General features: G+C 58.0%; 14 protein-coding genes, 1 tRNA gene and 2 rRNA genes. 11 read left to right on the plus strand and 6 right to left on the minus strand.

Annotation, left to right across the window (positions count from 1 at the left end; genetic code table 11):
* Together KGA85_RS01380 and rrf are read left to right on the plus strand one after the other, a co-directional pair.
* Positions 1-107 (plus strand): 23S ribosomal RNA (locus KGA85_RS01380); the annotation flags it as partial.
* A 158-nt stretch (positions 108-265) separates the two neighbouring features.
* Positions 266-381: ribosomal RNA gene (gene rrf, locus KGA85_RS01385) — 5S ribosomal RNA — on the plus strand.
* Between the two features lie 99 nt (positions 382-480).
* Here the strand turns inward: rrf and KGA85_RS01390 are convergent.
* The 5 genes from KGA85_RS01390 to KGA85_RS01410 form a co-directional block, all read right to left on the minus strand.
* A complete protein-coding gene (locus KGA85_RS01390; protein WP_223533065.1) occupies positions 481-2,853 on the minus strand; it encodes a TOTE conflict system archaeo-eukaryotic primase domain-containing protein in 2,373 nt (790 codons plus the stop codon).
* Positions 2,854-3,049: 196 nt separating this feature from the next.
* Positions 3,050-3,325: a hypothetical protein gene (locus KGA85_RS01395; protein WP_169909505.1), complete on the minus strand. Its 276-nt coding sequence runs from the start codon at positions 3,323-3,325 to the stop codon at positions 3,050-3,052.
* Positions 3,322-4,302, minus strand: coding sequence for an integrase domain-containing protein (locus tag KGA85_RS01400; RefSeq protein WP_223536115.1), 981 nt, complete (start codon positions 4,300-4,302; stop codon positions 3,322-3,324). Before KGA85_RS01400 ends, KGA85_RS01395 begins: the two co-directional genes overlap by 4 nt.
* 907 nt (positions 4,303-5,209) lie before the next feature.
* Positions 5,210-6,529 (minus strand): tyrosine-type recombinase/integrase, encoded by a 1,320-nt coding sequence (locus KGA85_RS01405; protein WP_057398557.1) that lies wholly within the window; start codon positions 6,527-6,529, stop codon positions 5,210-5,212.
* 163 nt (positions 6,530-6,692) lie between these two features.
* Positions 6,693-6,777, minus strand: a tRNA-Leu gene (locus KGA85_RS01410).
* 107 nt (positions 6,778-6,884) lie between these two features.
* Between KGA85_RS01410 and queA the strand changes: the two genes are divergently transcribed.
* From queA to KGA85_RS01440, 6 genes are all read left to right on the plus strand, one after another.
* Positions 6,885-7,949, plus strand: coding sequence for a tRNA preQ1(34) S-adenosylmethionine ribosyltransferase-isomerase QueA (gene queA / locus KGA85_RS01415; protein WP_223516000.1), 1,065 nt, complete (start codon positions 6,885-6,887; stop codon positions 7,947-7,949).
* A 14-nt stretch (positions 7,950-7,963) separates the two neighbouring features.
* A complete protein-coding gene (tgt, locus tag KGA85_RS01420) occupies positions 7,964-9,079 on the plus strand; it encodes a tRNA guanosine(34) transglycosylase Tgt (protein ID WP_191624894.1) in 1,116 nt (371 codons plus the stop codon).
* A 43-nt stretch (positions 9,080-9,122) separates the two neighbouring features.
* A complete protein-coding gene (gene yajC / locus KGA85_RS01425) occupies positions 9,123-9,458 on the plus strand; it encodes a preprotein translocase subunit YajC (RefSeq protein WP_007982729.1) in 336 nt (111 codons plus the stop codon).
* A gap of 64 nt (positions 9,459-9,522) precedes the next feature.
* On the plus strand, positions 9,523-11,391 hold the full coding sequence (secD, locus tag KGA85_RS01430; RefSeq protein ID WP_223458587.1) for a protein translocase subunit SecD: 1,869 nt from the start codon (positions 9,523-9,525) through the stop codon (positions 11,389-11,391).
* Between the two features lie 9 nt (positions 11,392-11,400).
* Positions 11,401-12,315, plus strand: a complete 915-nt coding sequence (gene secF, locus KGA85_RS01435) for a protein translocase subunit SecF (protein ID WP_223458589.1) — start codon at positions 11,401-11,403, stop codon at positions 12,313-12,315.
* Between the two features lie 121 nt (positions 12,316-12,436).
* Positions 12,437-12,985, plus strand: coding sequence for a glycine zipper 2TM domain-containing protein (locus KGA85_RS01440; protein WP_150728289.1), 549 nt, complete (start codon positions 12,437-12,439; stop codon positions 12,983-12,985).
* A 260-nt stretch (positions 12,986-13,245) separates the two neighbouring features.
* Here KGA85_RS01440 and suhB read toward each other — a convergent pair whose 3' ends face one another.
* Positions 13,246-14,064, minus strand: a complete 819-nt coding sequence (gene suhB, locus KGA85_RS01445) for an inositol-phosphate phosphatase (RefSeq protein WP_007982736.1) — start codon at positions 14,062-14,064, stop codon at positions 13,246-13,248.
* A 146-nt stretch (positions 14,065-14,210) separates the two neighbouring features.
* On the opposite strand from suhB, the gene trmJ reads away from it, so the two are divergent.
* The 3 genes from trmJ to iscR all read left to right on the plus strand — a co-directional run bounded on the left by trmJ (position 14,211) and on the right by iscR (position 16,467).
* Positions 14,211-14,981 (plus strand): tRNA (cytosine(32)/uridine(32)-2'-O)-methyltransferase TrmJ, encoded by a 771-nt coding sequence (trmJ, locus tag KGA85_RS01450; protein ID WP_223536112.1) that lies wholly within the window; start codon positions 14,211-14,213, stop codon positions 14,979-14,981.
* A 2-nt stretch (positions 14,982-14,983) separates the two neighbouring features.
* Positions 14,984-15,760, plus strand: coding sequence for a serine O-acetyltransferase (cysE, locus tag KGA85_RS01455; protein WP_223458953.1), 777 nt, complete (start codon positions 14,984-14,986; stop codon positions 15,758-15,760).
* Positions 15,761-15,975: 215 nt separating this feature from the next.
* Positions 15,976-16,467, plus strand: coding sequence for a Fe-S cluster assembly transcriptional regulator IscR (gene iscR, locus KGA85_RS01460; RefSeq protein WP_223458591.1), 492 nt, complete (start codon positions 15,976-15,978; stop codon positions 16,465-16,467).
* The last annotated feature ends 38 nt before the right edge of the window (positions 16,468-16,505 follow it).

The following is a 16,505-nucleotide window of genomic DNA, read 5'->3' on the forward strand; positions in this document are numbered from 1 at the left end:
TGAGTCCCCTGAAGGGCCGTCGAAGACTACGACGTTGATAGGTTGGGTGTGTAAGCGCTGTGAGGCGTTGAGCTAACCAATACTAATTGCCCGTGAGGCTTGACCATATAACACCCAAGCAATTTGACTACTCGAAAGAGCATCAGATTGCGGTGTGTGAAGACGAAACGAACCGAAAGTTCGAGATACTCACAAAACACCGAAGCTATCACATACCCAATTTGCTGAAGCGAGGCCAACCGGTCACGACTCAGTACCCGAATTTCTTGACGACCATAGAGCGTTGGAACCACCTGATCCCATCCCGAACTCAGCAGTGAAACGATGCATCGCCGATGGTAGTGTGGGGTTTCCCCATGTGAGAGTAGGTCATCGTCAAGATTAAATTCCGAAACCCCTATCTGCGCATACAGATAGGGGTTTTGTTTGTCCTCGAAAAAAGCATCCTGAGACTGGTACGGAGGTTGACCGTCAACCACGTTAGAGTAGGTCCATGGTGACCATGGAATCAGCCATACGGTAGCCCATCGCTTTGTAACCCGCCTGGCGCTTATCCCACATCCTCAGCAGTGCGACATTACCCCCGTCAACGAAGTCGATCACTCGCACGTCGACCTTATCGGCATGCGATCGATGCAACCGTCCCGCATATTGCTGAAGGATTCCCTTCCATGAGATGGGCATTGCCAGCACCAGCGTGTCCAACGGCGGATGATCGAAGCCTTCACCTACTAGTTTTCCTGTTGCCAACAGCACTCGTGGAGCATCAGGGGGAAGGGACTCAAGCTCATGCATACGGGAAATGCGCTGTTTCTTAGGCACTCGCCCATGAAGCGTGAACAGGTTATGCACGCGCTGCTTCAATTCTAATTCAAGGGCATCCACATGTTCCGTCCGCTCCGTTAGCACTAGAATTTTTCTACCCTCGTTGTACGCCAGCTCAATCTCCGAGACGATTTTGGCTGTCCGCTCAGAGTCGTCGGCTAGACGCCGAAAAATGTCCTGAATCCCAAAGCCGTCGGGGACCACTATTGGTTTGGGCAGCAATCGAGGCACGACAGATAGGTCATGGGGCGCACTCGCTGGTCGAGGCGCAGAATGTCGGATCGGTCCGCACTGCATGAAAATAATGGGCTGCTGCCCATCTCGGCGCACTGGGGTTGCTGTGAGTCCCAGTACGTACCGCGCGGTCGCGCTCCTCAGTAGTGCCTCGAATGACACTGCTGATAGGTGATGACACTCATCAACGATGATCTGGCCGTAGTTTTTTACCTGATCGCTGATCTCGCCTTTTCGCGATAACGACTGCATTACGGCAATGTCGATGATGCCTGTAAGCTTCGCTTTTCCGCCCCCAAGAGTACCAACGACACCATTCCCGACTCCCAAGAACGCCTGCAAGCGCTCTTGCCACTGCCTTAACAGCTCCGTCCGATGCACAAGCACCAACGTGTTAATGCCACGTGCGGCAATCAACGCAGCAGCACTCACCGTTTTACCGAAAGCTGTCGGTGCGCAGAGGATACCGGTGTCATGACTTAGCATTGCGCTGACAGCAGCCTCTTGGTCAGAACGCAGGGTCCCGAGAAAGCTCACGTCGATGGGGTCGCCCGCGAAGCGTTCGTCTTTAAGAATAGGGGTAACCCCGTTTTCCTCTAAAAGCTCCAGCGCAGCATCCAAACAGCCACGTGGTAACGCAATATGTTTGGGGAAGTTCTGGGCACAGCCGATAATCCTTGGCTTGTTCCATACTGACATGCGCATGGCCTGAGCTTTGTAGAACTCGGGATTTTGAAAGGCAGCGAGCCGGACAAGCTGGTTTGCCAATGGCTGTGGCAATTCCGACTTTTCAAAGTAAATTAAGTTAGCCAGCGTGATGTTGACAGCAGCAGGCAACGGGCATGTCAATTTACGTGATCTCGATTCACGATCTTTCCAGGGTTCTGCATCACCTTCGTCATCGACATAGGCGACCCCTAGAGGGTCCCGATTACCCATCGCCTGGATAATAACGGGCTGGATATCTTCTGGACTCATGCGCTGAATCGATGCCAGGAAGGCCCATTGATCAGGATGAGGCTCAAGCGAGTCGTCTACAAAAACGCTATTGTTTTGGGCCCTGGCGCGCTTTTGTAAAGGGAGCGCGATGAGATTTCCAAAGCCGCCTTTGGGCATATAGTCCTGGTTTGGAAACAGTCGATCATAGGAGCTGAGCGCCAACTGCCGGGTGCGCTCACAGGCATGACTGATGATTGCGGCACCGAGGCGGCGCGCATCGCAGGCAGGAACATTACGCTCAAAGAAAATCCAGCCATGAGCCCCTTGGCCTGAGCGCGATATTTCCAGCGCCACCGGGACGTTCAGCTCATGGCATGACTGCACAAAAGCTTTGGAATCATCACGCCATTCGGCCTCATCGAAGTCGACCGCCAAAAAATAACAAGTGTCATCAGAGAGTAGGGGGTAGATACCAGCGACCACTTCGCCCGCCAGATGGCGATAGACCACCTCATCGGTCAGCGGAAGCAGCTGGCGGTTACCGCAGTCGCCACATTTAATTCGGGGCTTCTCACAAACGCCAGGCCTCCATTCGTTTGCGCAAGCGGGTGCGTATCCTGATTTGCCTGCCTTGCTTTCCCAGCGGATGGGATAAACGTCCGTCCTGCCACGAAACAAGCTTCGGAATAGGGCAAGCTTTCCTTCAGTATCGAGTTGCTGTGATTGCTCTGCTTGGACAATCGCTATTTTGACTGGCTCAGCAGGCGGGCGCCATTCGATGCCATGAGCATCCAGCAAGGCAACCAATCTTGCATTCTCAGCCCTTAGCTTCGCCACCAGACTAGTGTCTATCACCGCCTTCAGCCTCTACGTCTCAGGTGAAGCCTGTAGCCTCGAGCTACAACCCTCAGTCCATCAGTAAAACATAGAGGTTATCAAACAACAGAGGTTCGGTTCAGGAGCTCAAGGGGTCCGCCCTAGTCCCAATCAAATCGTTGGCTGGCTCAATCTGCCGGTGAGGGATACAGAGCGCGCAGTTGCTGGCATTCGGCTAGCGTGGAAAGTTCCAGGATTTTCCTAGGCGCAGAGTGATCAGGTTTGTAGTCAGCAGGTAGTAGTAGCGCGTCGATTTCGAGTTTGAGTTCATGTGGTCGTTCAAAAACCAAACGAGATGTTTTCTTTGCCATGTCCATGGATTATCTCGGTTCCAGCGTTCAGAAATGGCTGCTTGAATAGTCTTGGCCTGGCGGATGTGACGTTCGCGTGTGGCATGTGCTCCAGTCAGCACCCCAGCCAAGAAGATCTCCATATCGAATGGTTTATTCATACCCGACCACCGATATACGCCGATACTACGTCGATTCGACCATGTCCCAGCTCATAGCTGATTTGTAAGCGTGCCTCTCGATCAAGGCGTGGATCGAGGCGCCTGCACCTGCCCCCGTTAATGGGTGCCAGGTGATGGGTGATCTGCTCATAGCGTTCGCACGCATAAGCCGCACGCAGTTCGTGGAAGCCTTTGAGGTCGTGCGTATGGAGGATATCTCGGGCGGGGCGGACGATTTCCCGTTGGAAATCGAGGTAGCTCTCGTTCGGTGCCAGCAGGTTGCGGCTACCGTCGGGTGAGACCTGTTCGGCGTACCTGAGCGCTTCGCGAATATGGTCATCCACCGTGATCCAACGAGGCGCGGTTGCGCCGCCGCGGCCACCTTTGTTGCCGTCCTGGATGTTGATTTTGTCGTAGTGTTCGGCTTCACGTTTTAGGCGGGGAAGGTCGGCCAAAATGGCCTCGCGCAAGCGCATGCCAGTGGCTCGCGCCAACTGCACGATGGCCGCGGCGCGCGGCTGCTGGTGTTCGCAAAGCACGTCGACGATCCGTTTCACGTGTTCGCGATCTTGGCCTTGCGGCACTGAGCAACGAACGCTGGTGCGCTGCATTCCTAGTGCCTTGCTCGGGCTCGGTACTTTCACATTCAGATCACCGCGAAGCGCGGCCATGGTTCGGTTCACGCTGGACAATCGGTTTTGCGCGGTGGCGATGGCGAGCTCACCTTGTTCAACTTGCTGCCGCAGATATCTGGCGTAATCGAGCAAAGTCCGCCGAGCAATCTGCCGAGCATCGTTAAACCCTGGCCCATCCTCCGACCGACACCAGCGCGCAAACGCCTGCCAGCGATCACTGTACGCTTTGACCGTCCCGTAATGCCCGCCGCCAAACAGATCACGTAGCGCCTGTGGCCCGGCATAACTCAGTTGCCGTCCATAGCCAAAGTTCCGCCCGTCCCGTCTACCGACCAATGCCATGATCAAACTCCTCTCGAAGCCAAACCTTTAAAACCTTCCCCACGTCATCCCGCCATGAATGCTGAGTGTTATCAGGGATCAAGGCCCCTGCGACCTGTGAGGGTTGTCCACTAACGCGGGACTGGCGACTCCTTACGACCGGGAGCTTGGGCATCTCATGATCTGGCCTCCTGAACACTTCCGAGGAAGTGGGCGGGTGGAGGCTGCGCTGGCTGACGAGACCGGCGCCGCGAGATCCTGAGTCGGGTGAAGGCAGTGATTCGATGACCGGGGCATGCCTGACTGTCAGTCAGGTGCAGTCCATTCCCTGGGCTGCGGCACCTTCATCTGCATCGCTATTGCTGGTGACTTCGGTGTTTGTCACGCCAATTGTCACGAAGGGGAATGCCGCAAAGCCCTGTACGAGTTGGGCTGCAGCAGCGGTTGGAGCGCCCGTCTCTTTCTGGGGGAAAGAGACGGGCGCAGGTTGGCGCACGGGAGTGGCCAAGCGGATTGGTTGCTGCAGGGCAGCTATGAAGGGGGATGAGTTGCCGCAGTGGGCACACTGGTAAAAGTAGGCATCCATCACATCGCTGTGACCGTGCGAGCCGCCGGACGCTAATCACACTTTGGGAGAACCACCACGGTGTGGCGTAGCCTTAAAGGTTCTGGCTACCTGGGTTGCTGTCAACGACAGCACTTGCACGATCTTTTCTACGCTCGCCGATAGACAGGGTCAAGGCTCGACTTTTCGAGAATTCTGCGGCTGCGAATGGCATAAGCCGTCTATGGAAATCCGTGGTTTCTAGAAGACGGTTACACTGATTTTTAGGTTTTTCAAGTGAGGCCCTTCCAAGCAGGGCGGCTTTGCCGCCCTGCTTGGAAGGGCCCGCGTGGAAGGCAACGCTGTGGAGATTTCACTGGCGTGTTAGCGCTGGAATGCGCCACGCTCATCTTCCAAGGCGCTGATGCCGCCATCGACCGCGTTGACCCCGAGAAGCTCCGAAGACTTGCGCGACAGAAACTGATTAACCCGCGTATCAAACTGATCCCGCAGGCTCGCCGTAATCCCAACCCTGAGCGCATCGAGATAATCGGCATACCACTGCATCATGATCCGCCGTTGTGTCAGGTACAGCGCTTGGTTGTACTCCCCAGCAATGCCACCCTCGACATGCGCCAGTTGGCTTTCAACATGATCCTTCAGCCACCCATGTTCGCGCAGCAGCGTGCTCGCGGTGTGGCGAACGCCATGGCTCACCATCCGCCCTTTGTAGCCAATCTTGGCAAACACCAGATTGATCGTGTTCTCGCTGATGACGGGCCGTTTCTCACCACTACCCGGAAACAGGTAGCGGCTGCGCCCAGTGCATTGGTGCAGCTTGATCAGCATCGCTATCAGTTGATGGGGCAGGGGGCTGACATAGTCCCGGCGCATCTTCATGCGTTCAGCTGGTATGGTCCACGTCCCTTCTTCAAAATCGATTTCATCCCACGTCGCATACCGAACCATGCCGGGTCGGCTCGCCGTCAGTATTGCCATCCACGAAGCAATCCTCGACGGCAACCGGCTGGTGGTCTTACTCAGCGCCTGAAGAAATTCCGGCAGCTCGCTTTCACGCAAATGCGGATAGTGCTCAGGGGGCGGCGGCACCAACGCGATGGCATGAAGTTCTGAAGCCGGATTGTGTTCGCACAACCCCCGCGCAATCGCCTGACTGAAAATCTGCTTGAGCCAGGTCCGAGCCTTGTCTGCCACATTGAACGCCCCACGCTTTTCGATGCTGGCCTGCAACTTCGCGCAGTCGGCGCGAGTGATGTGCTCCAACTGCATCTCGCCGAGTGCCGGTAGCAGATCCTTGTCGAGGTAGTCGCGAATCTTCTTTAGCGTCGCATGGCTGCGGCCGGAGTCGGCCTTGAACTGATACCAGTACTCCGTAGCTCGCCTGAAGGTGTTGAGCCCAGCCTCCCGTTGCTGCTGCTTGTCATCCCGCCGCTTGGCGCCAGGGTTGATGTCGTCCTTGAGCAGCTTCCGGCATTCAGCAGCCCGTTCACGAGCCTCCTGCAAGGAGATGCTCGGATAGACACCAAGCGACACCCGCGCCGGCCGACCAAGGTACGTATAGCGGAAATGCCAGTACTTGCGCCCGTTCGGCTGAACCAAAAGGGCAAGACCCGAACTATCACCCAATGTGTATTGCTTGTCGGTAGGCTTGGACGCTTTGACTTGCAAGGCGGTGAGGGGCATGGCTGTACACCTCCGGTTCTCGAACTGGAATCTGTACAGAAAATGTACCAAAAAGAGGCTGGCTTGCAAGAGATGGGGGTGGAACCCCAGAGACCAAAAAGCCCGCAGTTAGCGGGCTCTAGGGGTGTTGCGTAGACGCTGGTAGTCGTCTATGTACTGCAAATGGTGCCCCGAGGGAGACTCGAACTCCCACTCCTTTCGAAAACGGATTTTGAATCCGCCGCGTCTACCAATTCCGCCATCAGGGCTCAATGGCGGCGAAGTATAGAGATGAGATAACCGCTGGTCAATCAGGTACATGGAGAATTTTTGATATTTCCGCTAGACTTCCCGGCCCTGCTAGACGAACCCCATCATGCGCGTTGCTGACTTTACCTTCGAGCTCCCTGATTCGCTGATCGCCCGCCATCCGCTGGCCGAGCGGCGCAATAGTCGCCTGTTGACCCTTGATGGGGTCAGCGGCGCCCTGGCACACCGTCAATTCACTGATTTGCTGGAGCATTTGCGCCCCGGCGACTTGATGGTGTTCAACAATACCCGGGTGATTCCGGCGCGGCTGTTTGGCCAGAAGGCTTCCGGCGGCAAGCTGGAAATCCTGGTGGAGCGGGTGCTCGACAGTCATCGTGTGCTGGCCCATGTGCGTTCCAGCAAGTCGCCGAAGCCTGGGTCGAAGATCTTGATCGACGGCGGTGGCGAGGCCGAGATGCTGGCGCGGCACGATGCGTTGTTCGAGCTGGGGTTCACTGAGGAAGTGTTGCCGCTGCTCGACCGCGTCGGGCACATGCCGCTGCCTCCTTATATAGACCGCCCGGATGAAGGTGCCGACCGCGAGCGTTACCAGACCGTCTACGCCGAGCGTTTGGGCGCGGTGGCGGCGCCGACGGCGGGGCTGCATTTCGATCAGGTGCTGATGGAGGCGATTGCCGCCAAGGGCGTCGAGACCGCGTTCGTGACCCTGCACGTTGGTGCCGGCACGTTCCAGCCGGTGCGCGTGGAGAAGCTCGAAGACCACCACATGCACAGCGAATGGCTGGAAGTCGGCCAGGACGTGGTCGATGCCGTTGCCGCCTGCCGCGCTCGCGGTGGTCGCGTGGTGGCGGTGGGGACTACTAGTGTGCGTTCCCTGGAAAGCGCCGCCCGCGATGGCGTGCTCAAGCCGTTCAGTGGCGACACCGACATTTTCATCTTCCCGGGCCGGCCGTTTCATGTGGTCGATGCCCTGGTCACCAACTTCCATTTGCCCGAATCCACGCTGTTGATGCTGGTTTCGGCGTTCGCCGGTTATCCCGAAACCATGGCTGCCTACAAGGCCGCCGTGGACAACGGTTACCGCTTTTTCAGCTACGGTGATGCGATGTTCATCACGCGTAATCCTGCGCCGACTGCCCCTAAAGAATCGGGCCCAGAGGAAACAGTATGAGTCGCACCTGTCGTATGTCTTTCGAGCTGCTGGCCACTGATGGCAAGGCTCGTCGCGGTCGTTTGACCTTCCCGCGCGGTACCGTCGAGACCCCGGCCTTCATGCCGGTGGGCACCTACGGCACGGTCAAGGGCATGCTGCCACGGGATATCGAGGCGACTGGCGCTGAAATCATTCTGGGCAACACCTTCCACTTGTGGCTGCGCCCGGGCACGGAAGTGATCAAGAAGCACGGCGACCTGCACGATTTCATGCAGTGGAAAGGCCCGATCCTGACCGACTCCGGCGGTTTCCAGGTGTTCAGCCTGGGCGCCATGCGCAAGATCAAGGAGGAGGGCGTGACTTTCGCTTCCCCGGTCGACGGCGCCAAGGTGTTCATGGGCCCGGAAGAGTCGATGCAGGTCCAGCGTGACCTGGGCTCCGACATCGTGATGATTTTCGACGAATGCACGCCGTACCCGGCGGATGAAGACGTCGCCCGTATTTCCATGGAGTTGTCCCTGCGTTGGGCCAAGCGTTCGAAAGAAGCCCATGGCGACAACACGGCGGCGCTGTTCGGCATCGTTCAGGGCGGCATGCACCAGGACCTGCGCATGCGCTCCCTGGAAGGCCTCGACCAGATCGGCTTCGACGGCCTGGCCATCGGCGGCCTGTCGGTGGGCGAGCCCAAACATGAAATGATCAAGGTGCTGGATTATCTGCCGGGCATGATGCCGGCTGACAAACCTCGTTACCTTATGGGCGTTGGCAAACCGGAAGACTTGGTTGAGGGTGTGCGCCGCGGTGTGGACATGTTCGATTGCGTGATGCCAACCCGTAATGCCCGCAACGGGCATCTGTTCATCGATACCGGCGTGCTGAAGATCCGGAACGCGTTCCATCGCCATGATGATTCGCCGCTCGATCCGACCTGCGATTGCTATACCTGCCAGAACTTCTCCCGCGCTTATCTGCATCACCTGGACAAGTGCGGCGAAATGCTGGGGAGCATGCTCAATACCATCCATAACTTGCGTCATTATCAAGTGCTTATGGCTGGTTTGCGCGAGGCTATTCAACAGGGTACATTGGCCGCCTTTGTCGATGCCTTCTACGCCAAACGCGGGTTACCTGTTCCGCCTTTGGACTGAGTTTTCTGACCCCAAGATTCAACATTTGCAACTGGAGTGCTAAATGAGCTTTTTTATCTCTAATGCCATGGCTGACGCCGCTGCACCTGCTGCCGGCCCAATGGGTGGCGGTTTCGAGTGGATTTTCCTGGTCGGTTTCCTGGTCATCTTCTACCTGATGATCTGGCGTCCACAGGCCAAGCGCGCCAAAGAGCAGAAAAACCTGCTGAGCAGCCTGCAGAAAGGCGACGAAGTTGTGACCACCGGCGGCATCGCCGGCAAGATCACTAAAGTGGCCGACGATTTCGTCGTTCTGGAAGTTTCCGACACCGTCGAAATGAAGTTCCAGAAAGGCGCCATCGCCGCCACGCTGCCAAAAGGCACGCTCAAAGCGATCTGAGTTTCAACTTCATATTCAATCGACGGGGCGCGCAAGGCGCCCCGCGTCATAAACGGGCGGCGTGATGCTGAACAAATATCCTCTGTGGAAATACATTCTGATCCTGGCGGTGCTGGCGGTCGGTCTGATTTATTCCGCTCCCAATCTTTATCCTGATGACCCGGCCATTCAGGTCAGCGGTGCAAGCACTGCGCTGCTGGTCAATCAGGCTGATCTGGACCGTGTAAGCACGGCGCTCAGAGAGTCCGGGATCAACGTCAAGGCTGCCACCCTGGCCGCCAACGGCAAGGGCGGCCTGATTCGCCTGACCAAGGCTGAAGACCAGCTGCCGGCCAAGGACGTTGTACGCAAGGCGCTGGGTGATGACTACGTTGTTGCATTGAACTTGGCACAAACCACCCCGCAATGGCTGCGCAACCTCGCTGCGCACCCGATGAAGCTGGGCCTGGACTTGTCCGGTGGTGTGCACTTCCTGCTGGAAGTGGACATGGACAAAGCCCTCGACGCGCGCCTGAAAGTCTACGAAGGCGACGTCAAGAGCCTGCTGCGTAAAGAGAAACTGCGTTATCGCAGCCTGCCGCAACTGGGCGGTGCCATTCAGCTGGGCTTCGCTGATGAAGACAGCCGCGAACAGGCCCGTACGATCATCCGCAAGAACTTCAACGATTTCGACATTGTTCCGGCCGACCTTAATGGTCAACCGGTGCTGCGTCTGGCGATGACCCCGGCCAAGCTGGCGGAAATCCGTGAATACTCCATCAAGCAGAACTTGACCACGGTGCGTAACCGCGTCAACGAGCTGGGTGTTGCCGAACCGATCGTTCAGCGCCAGGGCGCCAACCGCATCGTGGTTGAGCTGCCGGGCGTGCAGGACACCGCTGAAGCCAAGCGTATCCTCGGCAAGACGGCCAACCTGGAGTTCCGTCTGGCTGCTGAGCCGGGTGCTTCGAAAGCCACTTCCGAGGAATTCGAGTTCCGTGAGGGCAAGCGTCCTCCTGCGCTGATCGAGCGTGGCCTGATCATCACCGGTGACCAAGTGACCGACGCCAAGGCTGGCTTCGGCGAGCACGGCACGCCGGAAGTGAACATCCGTCTGGACGGTCACGGCGGCGAGCTGATGAACCGTGCGACCCGTTCGAACGTCGGTCGCAGCATGGCGGTGATCTTCATCGAGCAGCGTCCGATCACCACTTACACCAAGCAGATGGTCAACGGCGTCGAAAAAGACGTGGCGGTCCAGACCTTCAAGGAAGAGAAGAAGATCATCAGCCTGGCGACCATTCAGTCGCCGTTGGGTGCGCAGTTCCGCATTACCGGCCTGAACGGCCAGGGCGAATCGTCCGAACTGGCGCTGCTGCTGCGTGCCGGTGGTCTGGCTGCACCGATGTACTTCGCTGAAGAACGCACCATCGGCCCAAGCCTGGGTGCCGACAACATCACCAAGGGTATCGATGCATCGCTGTGGGGCATGCTGTTTGTCTCGCTGTTCATCATGGCCATCTACCGCTTCTTCGGCCTGATCGCCACCGTCGCGCTGGCGGTGAACATGGTGATGCTGCTGGCCCTGATGTCGCTGCTGGGTGCAACGCTGACCCTGCCGGGTATCGCCGGTATCGTATTGACCATGGGCATGGCGGTCGACGCCAACGTGCTGATCTTCTCGCGGATTCGTGAAGAGATCGCCGCCGGCATGACCGTGCAGCGCGCAATCAACGAAGGCTTCGGCCGGGCATTCACCGCGATTCTCGACGCCAACCTGACCACCTTGCTGGTCGGCGGCATCCTCTTTGCCATGGGCACCGGCCCGGTCAAGGGCTTCGCAGTGACCATGTCCCTCGGGATCTTTACCTCGATGTTCACGGCCATCATGGTGACCCGCGCGATGGTCAACCTGATCTTCGGCGGTCGTGACTTCAAGAAGTTGTGGATTTAAGGGGCTGCCATGTTACGTACAATCAACTTCATGGGCGTTCGCAACTTTGCGTTCGGCGTCACATTGTTCCTTACCGCACTGGCAATATTCAGTGTCTTCCATAAGGGCATGAACTGGGGCCTGGACTTCACCGGCGGTACGCTCATCGAGCTGACCTATGAGCGTCCGGCCGACGTTACCAAGGTGCGTGAGCAGCTGGTGACCGCGGGTTATCACGAAGCCATCGTGCAGAACTTCGGTGCGACTACCGACCTGCTGGTGCGCATGCCTGGCGAAGACCCGCAGCTGGGTCACCAGGTCGCCGAAGCCTTGCAGAAGGTCGGCGGCGAGAACCCGGCGACGGTCAAGCGTGTCGAGTTCGTCGGCCCGCAGGTGGGTGAAGAGCTGCGCGACCAGGGCGGCCTCGGCATGCTGATGGCGCTGGGCGGCATCCTGATCTACCTGGCTTTCCGCTTTCAGTGGAAGTTTGCGGTCGGTGCGATCGTATCCTTGATCCACGACGTGATCGTGACTGTCGGTATCCTGTCGTTCTTCCAGATCACCTTCGACCTGACGGTGCTGGCGGCGGTACTGGCGATCATCGGTTACTCGCTCAACGACACCATCGTGGTATTCGACCGGGTTCGTGAAAACTTCCGTGTACTGCGCAAGGCCAGCCTGATCGAGAACATCAACATCTCGACCACGCAAACCCTGCTGCGGACCATGGCGACTTCGATCTCCACCTTGCTGGCGATCGCGGCCCTGCTGTTCTTCGGTGGCGACAACCTGTTCGGCTTCTCCATCGCCCTGTTCATCGGTGTTCTGGCGGGTACTTACTCGTCGATCTACATCGCGAACGTGGTGCTGATCTGGCTGAACCTGAGCACGGAAGACCTGATTCCTCCTGTCAATACCGAGAAGGAAGTCGACGACCGTCCTTGAAGGCAAAGTCTTTAAGCGATGTAGTCCAAAAAAGGCGCGAGTTGAACTCGCGCCTTTTTTTGTGCTCCAAGGCAGGGAGAAGCGCGGACAAGTTCCGCATGTGATGGTCCAGGAGGTTCATGTGAACAAGTCGATGCTGGTTGGTGCTGTACTGGGTGCTGTCGGTGTAACTGCCGGGGGTGCTGTGGCCACCTACAGCCTGGTTAAAAGCGGCCCAGAGTACGCACAAGTACTCGCCGTTGAGCCGGTCAAGACACAAATCAAGACTCCACGTGAAGTATGCAAGGATGTAGCGGTCACCCGGCAGGCGCCGGTGAAAGATCAACATCAGATCGCCGGTACGGTGGTTGGTGCATTGGCAGGTGGTTTGCTGGGTAACCAGATCGGTGGCGGCACCGGTAAGAAGATCGCCACGGTCGCGGGTGCTGTCGGTGGCGGTTACGCCGGCAACAAGGTGCAGGAAGGCATGCAAGAGCGTGACACTTACACCACGACCCAGACCCGCTGTAACACGGTTAACGACATCAGTGACAAGGTTGTAGGTTACGACGTGCGGTATTCGCTGGACGGCAAGGAAGGCAAGGTGCGCATGGATCGTGATCCAGGCAACCAGATTCCGGTGGATAAGGAAGGCAAGTTGATCTTGTCGGAGAATCAGGCGGCTCAGTAATTTGCTGACGCTGGATATAAAAGAAGCACCCTGCGGGGTGCTTTTTTTGTGCCCGCGATTTATGCGCCGCAGCGAGTCCCTTGTGGGAGCGAGCTTGCTCGCGAAGAACCCAAAGGCACCGAGTTAATCCTGAAAGCGCGCGTAATCGTTGGCGACCATCGCGAGCAAGCTCGCTCCTACAGTGGGTATGTGGTGTGTTTCAGATCGATTTCCAGGCATAAAAAAAGCACCCCGAAGGGTGCTTTTCTGTCGCCGGAAGCTTAGCGCTTCAGCGAGGCCGGCAGGTGCGGCTGGATCGCCGTCAGCACTGCCTTGAAGCACTTGGTGTTGCCGGCAACGACGTGGCCTTTTTCAAGGAAGTCGTGACCGCCGGTGAAGTCGCTTACCAAACCGCCGGCTTCCTGGATCAGCAGGGCGCCTGCAGCCATGTCCCACTCGGACAGGCCCGACTCCCAGAAGGCGTCGAAACGGCCGGCGGCCACGTAGGCCAGGTCCAGGCTCGCGGAACCTGCGCGGCGGATGCCGGCAGTCTGGCCAACCAGGGCGCGGAACATGCCCAGGTAGTTGTCGAGGTTGTCCATCTGGTCATCACGGAACGGGAAGCCGGTACCCAGCAGGGCGCCGTCCAGGCTGGTGCGACCGCTGACGCGCAGGCGACGACCGTTCAGTTGAGCGCCGCGACCACGGCTGGCGGTGAATTCTTCCTGGCGAACCGGGTCCAGAACAACGGCGTGCTCAAGACGACCGCGGTATTTGCAGGCGATGCTGACAGCGAAATGAGGAATGCCGCGCAGGAAGTTGGTGGTGCCGTCCAGTGGGTCGATGATCCACAGGTACTCTTCGCCTTCGATGCCGGTGCCGGCGTGCATGCCGGTCTCTTCACCCATGATCGAGTGATTCGGGTAGGCCTTGCGCAGGGCGTCGATGATTTTCTGTTCGGCGGCGCGATCCACCTCGGATACGTAATCCTTGGCGTCTTTTTCGTCGACCTTGATGGTATCCAGGCGCTCGATGGAGCGGAAGATCAATTCACTGGCGCTGCGGGCGGCGCGCAGCGCGATATTCAGCATGGGCTGCATGGATGTGTCACCTAAGGTTGTTAAAGAAAGCCGAGCATTCTATCAGAAAGTTTCTACAGGAGAAGGACGGCGTTCGCTTTCATGGCTTAACGGTAGGATGAGCTGTAAGATTCCGCTCCCGATTATTGTGTTCGAGAGCGCCTCCCTTGCTGCAAAACATTCGTGTCGTCCTGGTCAATACCAGCCATCCGGGCAATATCGGCGGGGCTGCGCGTGCCATGAAGAACATGGGGCTGTCGCGGCTGGTGCTGGTCGAGCCTCGTCTGTTCCCGCATCACGAGGCCGATGCCCGTGCCTCCGGTGCCGGTGACATCCTTGAAAACGCGCAAGTCGTCGCCACCTTGGAAGAAGCCTTGGTCGGTTGCAATCTGGTGCTCGGCACCAGCGCCCGCGACCGGCGCATTCCCTGGCCGCTGCTCGATCCCCGCGAATGCGGAACGAAAGTGGTCGAGGAAGCCGGGCAAGGCGCGGAAATCGCCCTGGTGTTCGGTCGTGAAGACTCCGGCCTGACCAACGAAGAACTGCAGCGATGTCATTATCACGTGCACATCCCATCAGACCCTGAGTTCAGCTCGCTGAACCTTGGGGCGGCGGTGCAGGTGTTGGGTTATGAAGTGCGCATGTCCTGGCTGGCGGCCCAAGGTCAGCCGAGCAAGGTCGAGAAGGAAGAAGTGGCTTCGGTCAAAAGCGCTGAGCTTGCGACCATGGACGAGCTGGAACGATTCTATGAACACCTGGAGCAGACCCTGGTGGCCATCGAATTTCTCGATCCGGAAAAGCCACGGCACTTGATGGCGCGCCTGCGCCGGTTGTACGGACGTAGCTCGGTCAGCCGGGCGGAAATGAATATTTTGCGTGGCATCCTCACGGAAACCCAAAAAGCGGCCCGTGGTGAGCTCCTTAAACGGAAGGATTAATGATGTTCGAGCGTTTGCGTGAAGATATCCAGAGCGTATTCCACCGAGACCCGGCGGCGCGTAACGCTTTTGAAGTCCTGACTTGCTACCCGGGCATGCACGCCATCTGGATTCACCGTTTGTCGGCGATGCTGTGGCGTGCTGATCTGAAATGGCTGGCGCGGCTGGTGTCGAACTTCGGTCGCTGGTTGACCGGGATCGAGATCCATCCGGGTGCCAAGGTCGGTCGTCGCTTCTTCATTGACCATGGCATGGGCATCGTCATCGGTGAAACCGCCGAGATTGGCGATGACGTCACGATTTACCAGGGCGTGACCCTGGGCGGTACCAGCTGGAACAAGGGCAAGCGTCACCCGACCCTGGGTGATGGCGTCGTGGTCGGGGCGGGCGCGAAGGTGCTTGGCCCGTTCACGGTTGGTGCCGGGGCCAAAGTGGGTTCCAATGCGGTCGTGACCAAGGAAGTGCCGCCGGGTGCCACTGTGGTGGGGATTCCGGGGCGGATTATCGTCAAGCCCGACGAAGAGCAGGACGCCAAGCGCAAGGCCATGGCCGAGAAGATTGGTTTTGATGCTTACGGTCTGACTGAAGACATGCCCGACCCGGTGGCGCGTGCCATTGGTCAGTTGCTCGATCACCTGCAGGCGGTCGATGGGCGTCTGGAGGGGATGTGCGGGGCGTTGAAGGACCTGGGCAGCAATTATTGTGCAAAAGATCTGCCTGAACTGCGTGAAGAAGATTTCGCCTGCGTAAAAGACAAAGATCAGAGTCAGGCCGGTTGATACCTTTGTAGGAGCTGCCGCAGCCTGCGGCAGCTCCTACGGGTCGCAATCAGGTAATGGCAGAGCGCTGACCGGTGTGCCATTAGGCCGCAGACCCTGCTATGATGCGCCCGCTCTTTTGCGGGTAAACCTGACTAAAGTACTAGGTCTTATAGTTGACTTAAATACTCGGGAATTGCATACTCGCCTCATTCCGAACTCCGTGGTAATTGTCCATGCGACTGACTACAAAAGGCCGATACGCCGTGACCGCCATGCTCGATCTGGCGTTGCACGCGCAGCACGGGCCCGTGTCCCTGGCCGATATCTCCGAGCGCCAAGGCATCTCCCTGTCCTACCTCGAACAGCTTTTCGCCAAGCTGCGCCGCAGCAACTTGGTGTCCAGCGTGCGTGGTCCGGGCGGTGGCTACCAATTGTCCCGCGACATGCAGGGCATCCAGGTCGCCCAGGTGATCGATGCGGTGAACGAATCGGTCGATGCAACCAAATGCCAAGGGCAGGGTGATTGCCATTCCGGTGACACTTGCCTGACTCACCACTTGTGGTGCGATCTGAGCCTGCAGATTCACGAATTTCTGAGCGGTATCAGCTTGGCTGATCTTGTGACTCGCCGTGAGGTGCAAGAAGTAGCCCAGCGTCAGGACCAGCGCCGTTGCAACAGCAAGGCGCTGCGCCTGGACAAGATTGAAGCGTCCGCCGTCGAATGACAGCCGAAGAGCTAGCGGCACGCCAGCCAGCCTGATTT

The organism is Pseudomonas sp. GL-B-12 (assembly GCF_019955895.1).
Classification (GTDB): domain Bacteria; phylum Pseudomonadota; class Gammaproteobacteria; order Pseudomonadales; family Pseudomonadaceae; genus Aquipseudomonas.